General features: G+C 24.3%; 14 protein-coding genes and 1 tRNA gene. 13 read left to right on the top strand and 2 right to left on the bottom strand.

Annotation, left to right across the window (positions count from 1 at the left end):
- The 3 genes from rsgA to AACK92_RS04715 are packed head-to-tail and all read left to right on the top strand — an operon-like array spanning position 1 to position 2,175.
- A complete protein-coding gene (rsgA, locus tag AACK92_RS04725) occupies positions 1-891 on the top strand; it encodes a ribosome small subunit-dependent GTPase A (protein WP_339020579.1) in 891 nt (296 codons plus the stop codon).
- Complete coding sequence (rpe, locus tag AACK92_RS04720) at positions 891-1,565, top strand: ribulose-phosphate 3-epimerase (protein WP_339020578.1); 675 nt, start codon at positions 891-893, stop codon at positions 1,563-1,565. The genes rsgA and rpe overlap by 1 nt, the downstream gene beginning before the upstream one ends.
- Entirely contained in the window at positions 1,555-2,175 is a 621-nt protein-coding gene (locus AACK92_RS04715; RefSeq protein WP_339020577.1) for a thiamine diphosphokinase, read from the top strand. The genes rpe and AACK92_RS04715 overlap by 11 nt, the downstream gene beginning before the upstream one ends.
- A gap of 40 nt (positions 2,176-2,215) precedes the next feature.
- Here AACK92_RS04715 and AACK92_RS04710 read toward each other — a convergent pair.
- Both AACK92_RS04710 and rpmB read right to left on the bottom strand, forming a co-directional pair.
- A tRNA-Leu gene (locus AACK92_RS04710) sits at positions 2,216-2,298 on the bottom strand.
- Between the two features lie 65 nt (positions 2,299-2,363).
- The gene (gene rpmB / locus AACK92_RS04705; protein WP_020834659.1) at positions 2,364-2,564 is read right to left on the bottom strand and encodes a 50S ribosomal protein L28; all 201 of its coding nucleotides are present in this window, start codon (positions 2,562-2,564) and stop codon (positions 2,364-2,366) included.
- A 220-nt stretch (positions 2,565-2,784) separates the two neighbouring features.
- On the opposite strand from rpmB, the gene AACK92_RS04700 reads away from it, so the two are divergent.
- The 10 genes from AACK92_RS04700 (at position 2,785) to pstA (ending at position 17,716) form a co-directional block, all read left to right on the top strand.
- Entirely contained in the window at positions 2,785-3,096 is a 312-nt protein-coding gene (locus AACK92_RS04700; RefSeq protein ID WP_339020576.1) for an Asp23/Gls24 family envelope stress response protein, read from the top strand.
- Positions 3,097-3,215: 119 nt separating this feature from the next.
- Positions 3,216-4,859 (top strand): DAK2 domain-containing protein, encoded by a 1,644-nt coding sequence (locus tag AACK92_RS04695; protein ID WP_339020575.1) that lies wholly within the window; start codon positions 3,216-3,218, stop codon positions 4,857-4,859.
- Between the two features lie 80 nt (positions 4,860-4,939).
- Positions 4,940-5,467: a hypothetical protein gene (locus AACK92_RS04690; protein ID WP_339020573.1), complete on the top strand. Its 528-nt coding sequence runs from the start codon at positions 4,940-4,942 to the stop codon at positions 5,465-5,467.
- Between the two features lie 171 nt (positions 5,468-5,638).
- Positions 5,639-9,253 (top strand): ABC transporter permease, encoded by a 3,615-nt coding sequence (locus AACK92_RS04685; protein ID WP_339020571.1) that lies wholly within the window; start codon positions 5,639-5,641, stop codon positions 9,251-9,253.
- A gap of 36 nt (positions 9,254-9,289) precedes the next feature.
- Complete coding sequence (locus tag AACK92_RS04680; RefSeq protein WP_339020570.1) at positions 9,290-9,508, top strand: hypothetical protein; 219 nt, start codon at positions 9,290-9,292, stop codon at positions 9,506-9,508.
- A gap of 75 nt (positions 9,509-9,583) precedes the next feature.
- Positions 9,584-10,588, top strand: a complete 1,005-nt coding sequence (gene plsX / locus AACK92_RS04675) for a phosphate acyltransferase PlsX (protein WP_339020569.1) — start codon at positions 9,584-9,586, stop codon at positions 10,586-10,588.
- On the top strand, positions 10,588-11,301 hold the full coding sequence (rnc, locus tag AACK92_RS04670; protein ID WP_339020567.1) for a ribonuclease III: 714 nt from the start codon (positions 10,588-10,590) through the stop codon (positions 11,299-11,301). Before plsX ends, rnc begins: the two co-directional genes overlap by 1 nt.
- A gap of 111 nt (positions 11,302-11,412) precedes the next feature.
- The gene (locus AACK92_RS04665; RefSeq protein ID WP_339020565.1) at positions 11,413-14,364 is read left to right on the top strand and encodes an AAA family ATPase; all 2,952 of its coding nucleotides are present in this window, start codon (positions 11,413-11,415) and stop codon (positions 14,362-14,364) included.
- A 27-nt stretch (positions 14,365-14,391) separates the two neighbouring features.
- Positions 14,392-15,600, top strand: a complete 1,209-nt coding sequence (gene ptsS, locus AACK92_RS04660; protein ID WP_339020564.1) for a phosphate ABC transporter substrate-binding protein — start codon at positions 14,392-14,394, stop codon at positions 15,598-15,600.
- Positions 15,593-17,716 (top strand): phosphate ABC transporter permease PstA, encoded by a 2,124-nt coding sequence (gene pstA / locus AACK92_RS04655; protein WP_339020562.1) that lies wholly within the window; start codon positions 15,593-15,595, stop codon positions 17,714-17,716. Before ptsS ends, pstA begins: the two co-directional genes overlap by 8 nt.
- The last annotated feature ends 2 nt before the right edge of the window (positions 17,717-17,718 follow it).

The following is a 17,718-nucleotide window of genomic DNA, read 5'->3' as shown; positions in this document are numbered from 1 at the left end:
ATGAATAAAGGAATTATTTTAAAAATATTAAGTGAATATGCATATGTATTATTTGAAGAAAAATTATTTGAATGCAAGGCAACAGGTAAAATAAGACACAGTAATAAAAAACCAACTACTGGAGATTATGTTGAATTTGAAATAATTGATAGTCAAAATTTCAAAGGTTCTTTAACAAATATTTTGGAAAGAAAAAATGAACTGTATAGACCAAGAATTTCAAATATTGATCAAGTTGTCATAATAACTTCCTTAAAAGATCCTTTATTAAATACTTATACATTAAATAAATATTTGTTCTTTATAGAATCATTGAATATAAAGCCTTTATTAGCATTTACAAAAGTTGATTTAACAAATAAAACTGACGATGAACTTATTAAAGCAAAATTATATAAAAATTTAGGTTATGAGACTTTTTTAATAAATAATATGATAGAAACAGATAAAGAATGAATAGCTTTTTTAAAAAGTTTGGAATCTAAAATTTCTGTTTTTACAGGACAAACAGGAGCAGGAAAATCAACTACGTTAAATCATATTATTCCAAATTTATTTGAAAAAACACAAGAAATTTCAAAGGCATTAAATAGAGGAAAACATACTACAACAAAAAATGAATTATTTATTTATAAAGATACTTTAATAGGAGATACTCCAGGTTTTTCATCTTTTGACTATAAAGAAATATCTCCAATAGATATTGCTTTAAGTATGAAATTTTTCAAGAAAGTTAATTGTAAGTTTAATAATTGTTTACATATCAATAATACACCTGGATGTAAAGTTATTGAAGCTGTCGAAAAAAAAAAGTTTCCAGATTTTATATATAATGACTATGTTAAAGTTCAATTAGAAATAGAAGAACAAGCTAGAAGGAGAAAATATTAATGAAAAAATATATAATAGCTCCAAGCATTTTAACAGCTAATTTTTTAGAACTTAAATCAGATCTAGATAAATTAAAAAAAGCTAAAATAGAATGAATACATTATGATGTTATGGATTATAATTTTGTACCAAATTTATCTTTTGGACCAAAAATACTTTCAGATATAGTTAATAATTATAATTTTAAAATGGATCTTCATTTAATGGTTAAAGTAGTTGGTTTTTCAATTGAAGATTATTTAAAACCTTTTGTTCAAAAAAATGTAGAACAGATTACAATGCATTATGAAGCTTTAAATAAAAGGCAATTAATCAGTTTTATTAAATTTTGTAAAAAAAATAAAATAAAAGCATCTTTATCAATTAATCCAGATACTGAAGTAAATAAAATAAAAAAATATTTGCCTAGTTTAGAAAATATTTTAGTAATGAGTGTTAATCCTGGTTTCGGTGGACAAAGTTTTATAAAAAATTCTTTAAATAAAATAAAATTATTAAATGAAATTAAAAATAATAATAATTATCAATATTTAATACAAGTTGATGGTGGGATTAATGAGGAAACTTATAAATTAGTTCAAGAAGCTGGTGTTGATATAATTGTAGCTGGAAGTTATTTAATAGGTTCTAATATAAAAAACCTAGAAGAGAGGATTTCAAAACTTGAAGGATAAAAAAGCTTTATTAGTTATTTCTAAAACTAATATTAATTTAAAAATATTTGAAAAAACTCATTTAATTGTTGGTATTGAAAGAGGATGTTTAGATTTAATAGAAAAACAAGTAACTATTGATATTTCAATGTCTGATTTTGATCAAGTAACCGATAATGAATTAAAATTAATAAAAGAAAACTCTAAAGAGTTTATATCTTTTAATTCAGAAAAAGATTTTTTAGATGGCATTGCAGCAATTAATCATTTAAAAAAGATGGGATATAAAGATATTACAATGGTAGTTAATCCTAGCAAAAGATATGATATGAATTTAACAATAATTGAATATGTTTTTAAACATAATTTAAAAATAATAAATGATAATTCTGTAATATTTAAGCTAAATTTAGGAGAAAATAATTTGAATTTTAATAATTATCAAGATTATATATATGTTTCATTATTTAGTTTAAAAGATAATTTAATAACAATTGAAGGAATGAAATATGAAGTTGAAAAAGTAAATTTAGAAGCTTTTAATTCATTTGCTTATTCAAATCAATTTATATCTTATGTAAATCCTAAAATAGTTTGTAAAGAACAATTGATGATTATAATGACAAAATAAAAAACAGATTACATATTTGTAATCTGTTTTTGTTTCAAACTGGTGCCCTCTATCGGAGTCGAACCGATACGATTTCTCGGCAGATTTTGAGTCTGCTGCGTCTACCAATTCCGCCAAGAGGGCATAACCATTAATAATTATATATAAAAAAAAAGAAACTTCTTTGAGTTTATTTTTTTTATTGTAATTTATTTTGCTAATTGGTTATTTTTTTTCAAAGTTCTAAGTGTTCTGGCTGAAACTTTTAAAGTCATAACTTTACCATTTTCATCCATTACTTGAACTTTCTGTAAATTAAGGTTTCATTTTCTTTTGTTGGCATTCATAGCATGTGATCTTGAATTGCCTGACAAAGGACCTTTACCTGTTAAACCGTCTTTTCTTGCCATATTTTCACCTCGGACTTATAAATAATATAATAATTAAGTTTAAAATACAACAAAATATTTAATTATTATTTGTAAATATTTAAACTTTAATATTTTAAAGGTTTATTTATTTTTACTATTAGTGTAAAATAAATTTGTACTAGTTTGAAACGTGACATCATTATCAATATGTTATCTAGACTTAAAAATGCATTTATTAAATTTTAATGGAGGAATCCTTATGCTTGAAAAAAATATTTTAGATTCAATTTCAAATGCTGTTGTTACAGTACCTGGGGTTGCATCTTTTGCAAATTTCACAGCTAAATTAGAATCAGAATTAAAAACAGTCGACATTTCAAAAGCAGTGGAAATAAAAACTGTAGATACAACAAATAGAGTAAAAGTGCATATTATTTTAATCAATGGAGTTAATATAAGTGACGTTGTTAAGGAAGTTCAAATACGTGTAAAGTATGAATTGGAAAAACTTTCACAATTTGTGCGAAATTATATAGTGGATGTTGCAGTAGATGATCTTATTGTAATTTAGCAATATTTTTATTTAATCAATATATACTTATAATCTGGCAAATAAGTATTTGCAATTTTTTATTATTTTTTATTTTTAAATGATAAAAAAAGTAATATAGTTTAGAGGGTGACAATACTATGAAAAATGTACAAATTTTAAAAGGTATGATAACTAGTGGAGTTAATAATTTATATAATAATTATCCACATATAGATAAATTAAATGTTTTTCCTGTACCAGATGGAGATACTGGAACAAATATGAATTTAACTTGTACCAATGGATTTGCAGAAATTGAAAATGAGGATTTTGATAAAATTGGTTCATTAATGAGTAAATTTTCTAGAGGTTTAATTATGGGAGCTCGTGGAAACTCAGGTGTTATTTTTTCTCAAATTATTAAAGGTTTTTCTAATGGAATGAAAGATAAAGAAAATCTAGATCTAGAAACTTGAAAGAATTCTTTCATTAAAGCTAAAGAGGTAGCTTATGCAGCTGTTATGAAACCAGTTGAGGGAACTATTTTAACTGTTATTCGTGAAACAAGCGAATTTGTAAATAATATTACTGAAGAGTTAACTCCAGTTGATTTTTGAGATAAGTTAGTATTAGCTTCTAATGAATCATTACGAAGAACACCAGATTTACTTCCAGTTCTAAAAGAAGTTGGAGTTGTTGATAGTGGAGGCTATGGTTTAGTTAAGTTTTTTGAAGGGATGAAGTATTTTGTTGAAAAACATAAACCTATTTCAAAATTAAAAAAACTTGAAGAAAATACAGGATCAAATATTGAAATGACCCTAGAAGAAGAATTTGGTTATTGTACTGAAGCAATTGTTATGCTTAATGAAGAGTATATAGAAAAATTAGAAGTTGATACAATAAGAAATACATTTGAGCAATATGGAAATAATTCAATTGTTGCAGTAATTGATGGAGATATTTTGAAAATCCATACTCATGCTTTAATGCCAGGTCAAGTATTGTCATATTTACAACAGTTTGGAGAGTTTAAAACTATTAAAGCTGAAAATATGACTTTACAAGCTGATAAACATGTTGCAAATACATCTGATCGTTCTTTGGTGAGAAGTTCAGCTCAAGAACAACGTAAATTAAAAAATGAAGTTGGAACAATTGCTGTTGTTAGATCAAAAGGAATGCAAGAATATTTTAAAAACGAATTAAATTTTGATTATGTTATTAATGGTGGAGCAAAAATGAATCCATCAACAAAGGATTTTTTAAAAGCTATTGAAACAGTAGATGCTAAAAAAGTATATATTTTTCCAAATGATTCAAATGTTTTATTAGTTGCAAAACAAGCAAAAGACTTAGAAAAAATGTCAAAAGTTATTGTTATTGAAACAAAAACTATTCCTCAAGGTATGACAGCTTATTTAAATTTAGATGCAGATGAAAGCACTAAGAAAAATGAATCAAATATTGTAAAAGCACTAAAGAATGTTGTTTCAATTTCAATTAATAAAGCAGCTAGAGATGCAACAATTGATGGCATAAATATTAAAACTGGTGAATATATGATGACAGCTGATAACAAAATAATAGCATCTGCAAAATCATTGCGTAATATTTTTAGTCAATCAATGTCAAAATTTATTACTTCAAAGACTGAAATTTTAACAATCTTTACAGGTCAAGATACATCATTTAAAGATATAAATGATTTGCGTAAATATTTGGATGAAAATCATGATGTTGAATATGAAGTAATTGATGGACAACAGGAAGTATACTCATTTATTATAGGTATTGAATAATTTTGAATAATTCTTTGAGAATTATTTTTTTTGTCTTTAATGAGATATAATAAAAATAATTTAGGATATAAGGAGTAATTATGAATTCTTTTTTTAAAAAAGCTAAAAAAAGTATAACTTTTTTTTCTGTAATAATAAATTTAATAATTATTTTTCTTTTAGTTTTTTGCTCGCTTACAATGTTAAAATTTAGCATAACAAAAAATCTAGTAATTTCAAACTATAATATAATTTTTGGATTATTTAATATTGGTTTATTTATTATTTTTATGTATGGATATAAATTATTTAATTATTTTAAAACTGTTATTTATCTTAAAAAAATAAAACTTAATCAGGTTAATAATAATTTATTTAATGATTTACTTAAAAAAATAAGAGTAGAACTAAATCCGGTAACTTATTTAGTTTTAGCTATATCAAGTTTCCTAATTTTTATTTGAATTTTAACTCAAGAAAAAAAAGTAAGAAATATTGAATTAAGTGGATTAATTTTTATTAAAAAATTAACTTTATCCTTAATTTTATTTGCTTTTTTTGAATTAATAAGTATTTTTATGATTTTAATCAAAAAAATAAAATATCTATTAAAAGAAGTGATTTTTTAAATAATAAATTAAAAGGACAATGTCATCCAATATTGCTTTTAATTTATTAATAGAAAGGAACAGAAAATGAAAAATATTTTTAAATCTTATATGAAAGCCTTTATAAAGGCTTGAGTAGAAACATTGGGAACTATTTTGTTCTTAATGATATTTACCATGCTGATTTTTGGGATGTTATCAACACCTCTTCAACTTTCTTTAAAATCATCATCAGTAAAAAAACAAACAAATATATGACAAGAGCAGTGACAAGGTAATGGTACTTTAACTGATGAATTCATAGAGGAATATGTTTGAAATGAAAAAACAATAAACTTCAAATATGAGGGAGTTGATTTTGATTTTAAAAAACCTAAAACAAAATGATTAACTGATTCTACAGAAAAATTAATTAAAGATTATGCTCAGAAAGTGATTGATTATCAATTTGGACAACAAAAAAATGAAGATAGAGAAAAGCTAATTAAACAAGAAAAAATAAATGCACTTAAAACAGTTATCTCATTATATTCTAATTCTGGAGATGATTTTGTATCAACTGCTTTTAGAACATTAAAAAGCAAAGATCGTACTTTAAAAGTTAGTGATATTTTTACTAATGAAGCAAAAGATATGATTTCTGGAGGTAAACAATTTAATTTTAAAAATAGAAGTTTTAAATATTATGTAATCTTTACAGTTTTAAATCAGTTAAAAGAGAGTTCAAAAGGAGAATTTGAATTTGGACTTTTTGCAAATACAAATTTTCAAATGCTTAAAGGAACAGATGATCATTTTATTTATAATTTATCTAATGCAACAGCTTTGGGCGGAAATGATAAATATAATGTAAATAATGTTGTTTTGGAAAAAGGCAATCTCCCAGAAAAAAGGAATGAAATTGTAATTAGTAGTGGTTTTGCAAAAAAACAAAATAAAAAAGTTGGAGATAAATTAAGTTTGGGAGTTGATCAAAAGTTTGAAGGATCAAATGCTGTTAACAGAACAGTAAAGGAATTTAATATTGTAGGTATTGGATCAAAATATTCATCTTTAACTACAATAGGATTTAATTCTTTTAAAGATTCAATAAAAAATTATTCTCAAATTTTTATGCATGAAAGTTTTTTTTCAAATTATGATGAATTAAATAAAAAAACAAGTGATGGATATTCATTTGATGAAATTTTTCAACGACCTGATTTTAGAATTAATGCTAGTTCAGGTTTTCAATTAAAATATTGATCAGAAACATATATTATAAAAAATACAAATAATTATAATCTAAATGAACTTTTTACAAATAATTTATCAATTAGTAATTTAAAAAAAATGGACTATTCAATTGTAACTAATGGAACTACAATGTTTAAAGAACCAAAATCTCATTCAAGTATAAAACAATTAACTAATTTATATATAATTACTTTAATATATATAGTAATTGGAGCTATTTTATTTTTATTAGGATTTATGTTTATATTATTTGTTATTAAAAAAGAAATAAATAATACAAGAAAACAACTTGGAGTATTCAAATCTCTTGGTTATAAAACAAAAGAGCTTACATGAGTTTTTTTTGTAAAAACGTTTTTAACAATGATTGTAGGAATAGGAATAGGATATTTATTGTCATTTCCATTTCAAATAGACTCTGCTACAAAGCAATTTAATGCTTTTGTTATATTTGATTTTCAAACAATTTATGCCTCACCAGTATTTTTATTTGTAATAATATTGATTATTCCTTTATTATTTGCTGGATTAAGCTATTTAATAATATTTAGATTTTTAAATGAGGGAGCACTTGCTCTATTAACAAGTGGTCCTAAAAAAGGAAAATCAGATTATATTATTTTCATTTTAAAAATAATATTTTTTCCAACTCTAATTTATTCATTTGTAAATTGATTAATATTAAAATCATTAAAAAATAAAAATAAAGGATTTACTTTCAGAATGCAATATGCTTTTGTTTCTGCTGGAAAAGGTAAGTTTGCTTTAATTATGGGGTTATTTTTATTTAGTTCATTCTTATTTACATTGCAACTAAGAGTAATGCCTGTAATTAAAAATATGATTGAAGGTGGATATAACATTTATACTAAAGAAGTTAATCATACTTATAGCTTTAATAAAGTAATGCAAATTAGTGCTAAATCAAAAAAAATATCTAAAGATATAGCAAAAGAAGATTATGGTATTGATTTTACTAATATAAAAGATGAAAAAGTAGAAGATTATGTAAGAAACTCAAATAAGTCAAATTCTATTTATCAAACTACAAATAACTTTTCAAAATTAATGAATATTTTATCTAATAAAAGAGACGCTTCAAATAATTGAAATCAAGTAGAATCAATCAAATTATCACTAATCGCATTGAATTCTTCTTTAGATATAATTCCAAATGAAAATAATATTAAAGAAACAATTAAACCAAAGGATAAATCAATTTTAACTATTACACCAGAAGAAATGGGTGGAATATTTTTAAATGATATTGGTAAATTTGCTTGTATTTCTCCTTTAGCAATTAATTATAAAGGTAGTTGTTCAGATGTAGAATCATTTAAAAAATATATTATTGAAAATGCACAAGATATTAATAATAAAACTTATGCTAGCAAAGATATAACACCTGTGTTTAGTAATGAATTTTTTACACTTATGTTAACTTTTGCAAAAATGCAAAAAGATGTAAATTCTTTAATAAGCGTAAATAATGTTATTTTTAATGGTAGTAAAGAGGCACTTCAAACAGTTCTTCCATATCATATTGTAAAAAATAGTGAAGTAGATATAGAAAATTCATCAATTAAATTAATTGATATTACAAATGAAATTGGAGGAGACATAAGAAGTGTTGTTAACTTTAAAAGTGTAAAAAACTCTCAATTAGAAGAATTAAAAGAAGAAAATAAAGAGTATGTAAATGCAATAATTTCTTACAGACTTTCAAAAATATTAAATAAAAAAATACGAGATACATTTGACATTATTATAGGAAAAGATGTACCTTTAAAAATAAGAATAGCTGCAATTAATGAAAATGATACATTAATGCAAGATATATACTTAGACTATACAACGACTCTTAAAAAAGTTAATGGTTCAGAAAAATTTGATAAAAAAGATTTAATGTTTAATTCTTTATTTAGCACAAAAGAGGCAAGTCATGGAAAAGTAGACTTAGAAGATATAGCAGGATCTCAAAGAAGTTTTACTTATTCAAGAGATACTTATACAATGGCTTCTTCAAAAAATGAACCATGATTAGCAAGTATATTAGCTCCATCAATTGAAAACTATTTAAAACCTGTATCACCTAAATCAAGAAACTTTTTTATGAATTCATCAGTAATTACTTTACCAATATTAAAATCAGTTATAAATCAAATTTTAGGAAAAATGACAAATGCTATGTTAATGTATATTTTGATTGATGTACTGTTATTAATTATTTTATTAATAGTAATTATGAATATTATTATTACTGATTCAATCAATGTAATTACTATTATGAGATCACTTGGATATACAAATGGTCAAATTAACTGAATGGTTATGGGTAAATATGTCAGTGGAGCTGCAATTAGTTATATAGCTGCATTCTTTGCATCAATAGGTGTATGGAAAATTATTCAGATGTTTGTTTGAGCTAAATTTAAAGTATTAATTGCTTTACCTACATTAATATGACTACCATTTGTTTCAGCTATTATTTTAGGAGCAATTTTATACATTGGGTGAATGGCTGCAATGTTGCAAATTAAAAAAAGACCTCTGACCTTGTTAGTAAATTAATAATTATATATAATAGTTTTATATAGGGGGTATTTTATGCCATTACCAAATCAAAAAAATGATGTAAATAAAGATATTTGTTGTCCAGGAGCTGCTCATAATTGCTATACTTGTAGAGTATGTAGTGCTTCATTTCATGGATGTCGAAGTTGCTTAAAATGTATAAGTTGTCAAGTATGTTTATCTAAAAACTGTCCATGTTGTGATAATGGAAGTGCAAGACAACAAGAAAATGCTAAAAAATATAATAAATAAAACATTGATATGTTTTATTTTTTTTGCTTTAAAATGTAAATATCTATATAATCACTATTGAACAGGAGAATAAATATGGAATATAAAAAAATAGCGTTTGACGTTATGGGTTCAGATAATGGTTTAATTCCAGCAGTTGATGCTGCTATTAAACTTTTAGGTGAGCAAAAAGATTTAAAAATAATCTTTGTTGGTAATGAAATTGAATTAAAAAAAGCTCTTTCATTAAAAAAATATAATCCTGATCAAGTTGAAATTATTAATACAACAGAGGTTATTGAAATGACTGATGGAATTATGGATATTAGAAGAAAAAAGAATTCAAGTATGGTAAAAGCTCTTGAATTAGTAAAAGAAGGTAAAGCTGATGGTATAACTACTGGTGGAGCAACAGCTCCATTTATAGCAGGTTGTCACTTTATTATAAAAAAACTTGAGGGAATTGAAAGACCAGGATTTATGCCAGTTATTCCAACATTAGTTAAAGGAAAAATTACTCTTTTATTAGATGTTGGTGCAAATTTAGAGTGTGACCCAGAGGATTTAGTGAATTTTGCAATTATGGCAACAGCATATTCAAAAGCTGTTAATAGTGTAGAAGATCCTAAAGTTGCTTTATTAAATATTGGGGAAGAAAAATCAAAAGGATTAGAATTAAATAAACAAACATATAAATTATTAGAAGAAAATAAAGATATTAATTTTGTTGGAAACATTGAATCTAGATATTTGGCAAATGGTATTGTAGATATTATTGTAACTGATGGATATACAGGAAATATTGCTTTAAAAGCCGCAGAAGGTATGGGTAAAGCTTTACTTAATGAAATTAAATCAGCAATTACAAAAACTCTATTTAGAAAATTAGCAGCACTAAGATTGAAAAAAGCGTTTAAAGAAGTAAAAGCAAAGTTTGATTACAAAAATCATGCAGGAGCAATATTATTAGGAGCAAATGGTATTGCTTTTAAATCACATGGTTCTAGTGACAAAATAGCTTTTTATGCAACATTGAAAATGACTTATAATGCAATTAAAAATGATGTTGTCAATAAAGTCAAAAAGGCCTTAACTGAATAATGGATATAATAAATTTTCTTTTAAAAGAATTTTCAATTAAAGTTAGAGAAAAAAATTATTATTTTGAGGCTTTAACTCATAATTCTTTTTCGAATGAAAACAGGCGTACTAAAAATTATCAAAGATTAGAATTTTTGGGAGATGCTATCTTACAAATGAAAGTTAGTGAGTATCTTTATAAAATGTTTCCAAAATCCAATGAAGGTTTATTAACTAAATATAGAAGTTCAATTGTTAAACAAAGCACTTTAGCTGAAATTTCAAGAAAAATAGGCTTAGGTAAATTTATTAGGCTTGGTGTGGGAGAGTTAGACTCAAAAGGTTATGAAAAAGATTCAATACTTTCAGATATATTTGAATCTATGACAGCAGCTATATTTTTAGATCAAGAAGATGAAGTTTTAAATAACTGATTAGAAAAAACTGTTTTTAGTAATTATATAATTGATCAATTTTTGGATAAAGCTCATGATTTTAAATCTGAATTACAAGAATTAATACAGTTAGAAATGAGAAGTGAAATTCAGTATGTAATTGTTGGATGTAAAAAGTTTAAAAATAATACAACTTCATTTACTGTTAATGTAATACTTAATGGAATGGTATTTGGAACAGGTATGGGAAGTAATAAAAAGAAAGCAGAACAAGAAGCTGCTAAAAATGCTTTGTCAAAAATTAAAAAAATAAGTAAAGTTGAAAACCCCAATAAATAAAGGGTTTTTTAACTTTATAAAATTATTAAAAAATTGTATAAACTAATTAAAATCTATATAATGATTTTGTTATATAGGATGGCTATATACGATTACACGAGGTAAACATAAATGATATTCTTAAAAAAAATTGAAGCATATGGGTTCAAATCTTTTGCTGAACCAACAAATTTAAATTTCGATTTTTCAATGACAGGGATTGTAGGTCCTAATGGTAGTGGTAAGTCTAATATAAACGATGCTATCATGTGAGCTCTTGGAGAACAATCATATAAGACATTACGTGGAGATTCAATGGATGATATTGTATTTTCAGGAAGTAGTGAAAAAAAACCATTAAATATGGCTGAAGTTACCCTTGTATTCGACAATAGTAATAGAGCATTTAGTTCATTAGATTATAATGAAGTATCAATTACAAGAAAATTTTTTATACCAACAAAAGAGTCAGAATATTTTATAAATGGAAGTAAAGTTCGTTTAAAAGATATTCAAGAAGTTGCTTTAGAAACTGGTTTAACAAAATCAAGTTTAGCTATTATTTCACAAGGTTCAATTAGTAATTTTGTGGAATCAAAACCAGAAGATAGAAGAAGACTTTTTGATGAAGCAGCAGGAATAGCTCGTTATAAAAAAAGAAAAGAAGAAGCTATTAGAAAACTTTCAAGAACTCAAGAAAATTTAGATAGATTAAATGACATAATAAATGAAATTGAAAGAAAGTTACCTTCTTTAAAAAAACAATCTAAAAAAGCAATATCATATAATGAACTTTTTAATGAATTAAAAAATATAGAAGTTTCAGTATTAGTAAATGATATTAAACTTTATAAACAAAAAATTATTGAATTAAATGATCAAAAAACAGAATTAAAAATTGAAATAAGTTCTCTTGAAAAACAAATAAATAAGAAAAGTGAAGAATTTAACAGTATTTCTCAATCAAATTATAATAATGAAAAAGAGTTATCTAAATTAAATAAAGATTTTACTAAAATAGTTGAAAAAATTAGTGAATTAAAAGTTTCTAGAATTTCTTTGGAATCTAAAAAAAGCAAAATTGATATTGATGATAAAGAATTTAAGTCATCAGAATTAAAAAATAAAGCTAAGGAATTAGAAATAAGATTAGAAGCAGAAGAACAAAAATTAGCAAAATTATTAAAAGATAAAGTTGATAAAAGAGAGTTACTTGATGAAACTGGTGGAAAACGTTTTAATTTAAATCAAGAGTTAGATTTAATAAGAAAACAATTAGCAAAAACTGAATCAACTTTAGAAAATTTAATATTGAAAAAAAACTCTTTAGATAATTTATTTGAAGGTGTAAAAACTATTCTTGAAAATAAAAAAACACTTTCAGGTATTATTGGTCCAGTTCAAGATTTAATTAAAGTTGATAAAAATTATGAAACTGCAATTTCTGTTGTAATTCAAAATGGATTACAAAGTATAGTTGTTAAATCAACAAATGATGTAAAAGCTTTAATTGAATTTTTAAAAAATAATAAAGCGGGATATGCTACATTTTTACCTTTAGATAATTTAAAACCCAATTATATAAATAATGAAACTAGATTTATAATTCAAAAAGCAAATGGTTTTATAGGATTTGGAAATGAATTAGTTAAAATAGAAAAAAAATACCAAATAATTTTGGATTATTTACTTTCAAATTATATAGTTTTTGAAAACTATGATAGTGCGATTGAGGTTTCAAAGTTAACTAATAAAAAATATCATATTGTAACTTTAGATGGTCAAAGAGTTTTACCACATGGAGCTATTGTTGGGGGAAGCAGAAAAAATAAAAAAGTCATATTAAATGATTCACAACAAATAGAGGATTTAGAATTAAAAAAACAACAGCTTGATGAAAAAGAAAATTTAATTTTTAAAGAAGTAACTTTATTTAGTAATCAAATAGAAGTTCTTCGTGAAGAGTTAGCTGAAATTCAAACATTTATTGGAGCTTCAAGAAATTCTTCAGAATTTATAGAGAAAGAAGTCAATGAGGTTAGAGAAGAATTTAGAGTAATTACAGGAAAAGAACTTAATGGTGGAGAACAAGAGTTTCAGTCAGTTGATGAGCAAATTATTAAAATTATTTCTGAAATATCTGAACAAGAAAATAAAAAAGATGCAATTCAACAACAAATAAATGTAATTAGATCTTTAAAAGATAAATCAAATGAAAGACAAAATAATTTAAATTCAATAATTGATCAAGATAGAAAAATGCTTTTTTCACTAAAAGATAAGTATGCTAGTTTAAATTCTGATGGTACTTTAATGTTTGAAAAACAATCAAATGCAACATCAAGATTATCTTTAAATTATAATTTAACATTTGAATCAGCTTTAGAATTAAGCATAAACATTAAGGAAACTGAATCAGAAGTTAGAGATAGAATTAATTATTTAAGAAAAGAAATAAATTTATTAGGTAATGTTAATTTAGATTCAATAGAGGAATATAAAGAAGAAAATATAAGATATCAAAATTATATTGAACAAACTCAAGATGTACTTGAATCAATAAAAAATTTAAAAGAAGCAATTAGTGATATGGATCAACAAATGATAGTTCAGTTTAAAAAAATTATTACTGATGTAAATAAAGTAATTCCAGATACTTTTTCAACTTTATTTGGTGGAGGAACAGCTTCAATTATTTATACAAATCCAGATGATATTTTAAATACAGGTATTGATTTAAAAATGTCACCACCAGGTAAAAAAATTGCTAATTTAAACTTATTAAGTGGTGGAGAAAAATCAATGGTTGCACTTTCAGTTTTATTTTCAATTTTAAAAGTTAAACCAATACCTTTAGTTATATTAGATGAAGTTGAAGCACCTCTTGATATTGCTAATGTAGAGCGTTTTGCAAAATATATTAAAACTTTTACAAAAAATACGCAATTTATGATTGTTACACACAGAATGGGTACTATGGAAAATTGTGATACTTTATTTGGAGCAACAATGGAACAAAAAGGTATTACAAAACTTGTTCAAATTAAACTTATTGAGGCAAAAAAATTATCAAATACAAATTAATATTAGCCTTTAGCTGGGAGAAACTTTATGAGTAGGAAAATAAGCATAATATTATTGGCATTATTGTCAGTAGTATTAGGTCTATGAATTTGAAGTGTTGCTGCACCTAAAAATTCAATTATTTTAGGTGGAAGTACAAGTGTTAATCCATTTATGCAAAAATTAACAAAGAAATATTATCAAGAATCAGAAAAAAAAGATTTTATCTATAATTCAACAGGTAGTCAAGCTGGTGTTGGAGGTGTAGAAAAAGAAATGTATAGTGCAGGGTTTATATCTAAAAATATAAGTGATTCTACTTTATCAAAAGGAAATAATTTTTTAAATGTATGTGGTGGAGAAACAAGAGATTCAAATCTTGTAGTTTGTAGTTTTTCAGATATAGATTTAAATGAATTTAAAAAAACTAATAATAATTCAAAAAAAATTTCATACATTGCTTTAGAATTTGCAATTGATGCTATTGGTGTAATTTTTAATTCCCCCAATTATTGAAATGAAGTAATTACTTATGGAAATGAAGAAAATATATCATTAAATGATTTAATGAATTTTGATTTAAAAAGTAATAAAGAACTATTAGCTAAAATTTATTCAGGAAATATGTATTGAGAAGAATTAGCTAAAGAAGTATTAAAAAGTTATGAAAATGAAGAATTTTATTCTCAATTATATAAAAAAATTCCAACAAGTAATAAAACAAAAATAGTTACTTTTACAAGAGAAGATGGTTCAGGAACTAGGACAGCTTTCTCAGATTTAACAGGAATTAAAGATATGCATTCATCAAATGTAGTTAATTCAAATGGTTCAATGATTGAAAATATGAGTAATGTTTCAAGTATAGGATATGTTTCAAATGCTTTTTTAGGACAATTAACAGAAAATGGAGCAATTAAATTAGCAGGTATTAATGGTACAAAATTAGCAATTAATAAAAGTAATAAACCAAAAGAATGAATAAATAATCAATGACAAGATTGACAAAATCCAGAAGCAGAAAAACCAAGTAATACTGAAGAGTTTATTAAAAATCCAACAGCATATACTTTTAAAAGACCATTTATAGCAATCTTTAATATCTATAATAAAAATTTAGAACAATTAATTCAATTATTTAATTGAATGAACAGCAAAGATGAGGCTAAATCAGTTTTTGATGACGAAGGACTTGTAAGACATATGAATTATCAATCTCCATCTTCTAAAAAATTATTAGGAGGTAATTATGCTTAAAACACAAGTAAAAAAGCTTCCTAAAGCAAAAGCATCCAAAATGGATTTATCAACTAAGATATCTATTTTATCTATAACAACTATTGTTTTATTAATATTGACGGTTTTAGTAGGCTTTATTTTATACAAATCAGTTCCAGTTTTTAAAGAATTTTCATTTTTTAAATTCTTATTTTCAGGAAACTGATCTCCTGGAAAAGATGGAGAAGGTAAATATGGTTTAGGTAAAATAATTCTTTCTACTTTAATGATGATGTTTTTTACACTATTATTTGCGATTCCCTTAACAATATTTAGTTCATTATTTATAACAGAATATTTAAAAAATAGAACTAAAAAATTTGTAGTTACTGTAATTCAATTATTAGCAGGAATTCCTTCAGTTGTTTTTGGTTTATTTGCATTAGATCAAATCGGACCAATTTTTGTAGCAATTGGAGCTCCAACAAGTGGTAATATGATGACAGCTAGTTTTACATTAGCATTTATGGCATTGCCAACAATGATTACATTATCAATTAATGCTATTGAAGCTGTTCCAGAAGGTCACAGGTATGCATCATTAGGATTAGGAATGACAAAAGAAAAAACAACTTTTGGAGTAGTTTTAGTTTCTGCTATGCCAAAAATTATTACAGCTATTATTACTGGTGTTGCAAGAATTATTGGTGAAACTATGGCAGTTATTTTGATTGCTGGAAACTCAACAAAAGGTTTAAATAGTGATGATGGTTTTTTAGGATTCATTTTTTCATCAATTAGAACTTTAGCAGGAACAATTGGTTTAGAAATGCTAGAAAATCATGGAACAACTCATGAATCTGCACTATATGCAATTGGTATGGTTTTATTTATAATAGTTATTCTTATTAATTTATTAATTATTGCTATTGGAAATATTAATAAAAAGAAAAGCAAATCAATTAGTAATATTAAACATAAAAAAATTAAAATTAGAAAAAATAATTATAAATATGATAGTCACAATCTAAATATTTTAGTACAAACTTATACTGAAAAAAGATTTGGAAAAAAAGCAGAAAGTGCTGTTTTAAAATTCTTTATGATAACTTCAACAGCCATAATTATTGTATTTACAAGTTGAATATTATTAACTGTTATGTTTAAAGGAATTGGTGGTTTTGATAGTAGGGCATTTATAGAAATTGAAGGACAAAGAAGTGGTATATTTGCATTATTATTTACAACAATATTGTTAGTTTTAGGAACTATAATATTTGCAATACCATTAGCATTAATTGTAGCAATATATTTGGCAGAATATGCTCATAAGGAAAGCAAATTTGCAAAAGTAATTAGGTTTTCAATAAATGTTCTTGCATCAACTCCAAGTATTGTTTTTGGTGTATTTAGTTTAAGTTTATTTGTTGTTGCAATGGGAATACCAATGTCTATATTTGCTTCAAGTTTAACAATGACAATAGTTATCTTGCCCTCGATGATTACAGCATTTGAAGATTCAATAACATCTGTTCCTTCTTTATATAAAGAAGCTGCATATGGAATGGGTATGACAAAAACTGGAGTTTTGTTTAAAATTATTATTCCAAATTCAACAAAAGGACTTGTTACAGGAACTATTTTAGCTGTTGCAAGAATTATAGGTGAATCAGCTCCTGTATATCTAACATTAGGAACAGCAGTTAGAATGCCTTCAGAAGGTTTCTTTTCATCAGGAGCTACTTTAACAACTCAAATTTATATGATGGCTTCAGAAGGAAACGATCCACATACTTTAGGAGTTGCATATCAAATAGCACTTGTTACAATATTCTTAGTACTAGGATTAAATTTTTTAAGTAAATATATTGGAATTAAATTAAATCCAGTTCATAAGAAAATACCATTTAAATTAAAGTTTAAAGCTTTTATATCAATATTTACAATATCTTATATTAAAAAAGTTGCTAAAAAAACTAAAAAAGATACAATATCACTATATAAAAAATGAATTTCTTATTTCAATGTAAATAGGTGAAAAACTTATTATAAAAATTCAAAAGTAAGAAATAATGTAATTAAAACAATTAAAGCAGAGGCCAAAAATAATTCTAAAAAAAATATTAAAAAAATTCAAAAGCAAAAGGAGGAGTAAAA

Origin of the sequence: Spiroplasma endosymbiont of Atherix ibis (assembly GCF_964020005.1) — a bacterium.
Lineage (GTDB): Bacteria > Bacillota_I > Bacilli_A > Mycoplasmatales > Mycoplasmataceae > Spiroplasma_A.
This window is presented reverse-complemented; position numbering and strand designations above follow the sequence as displayed.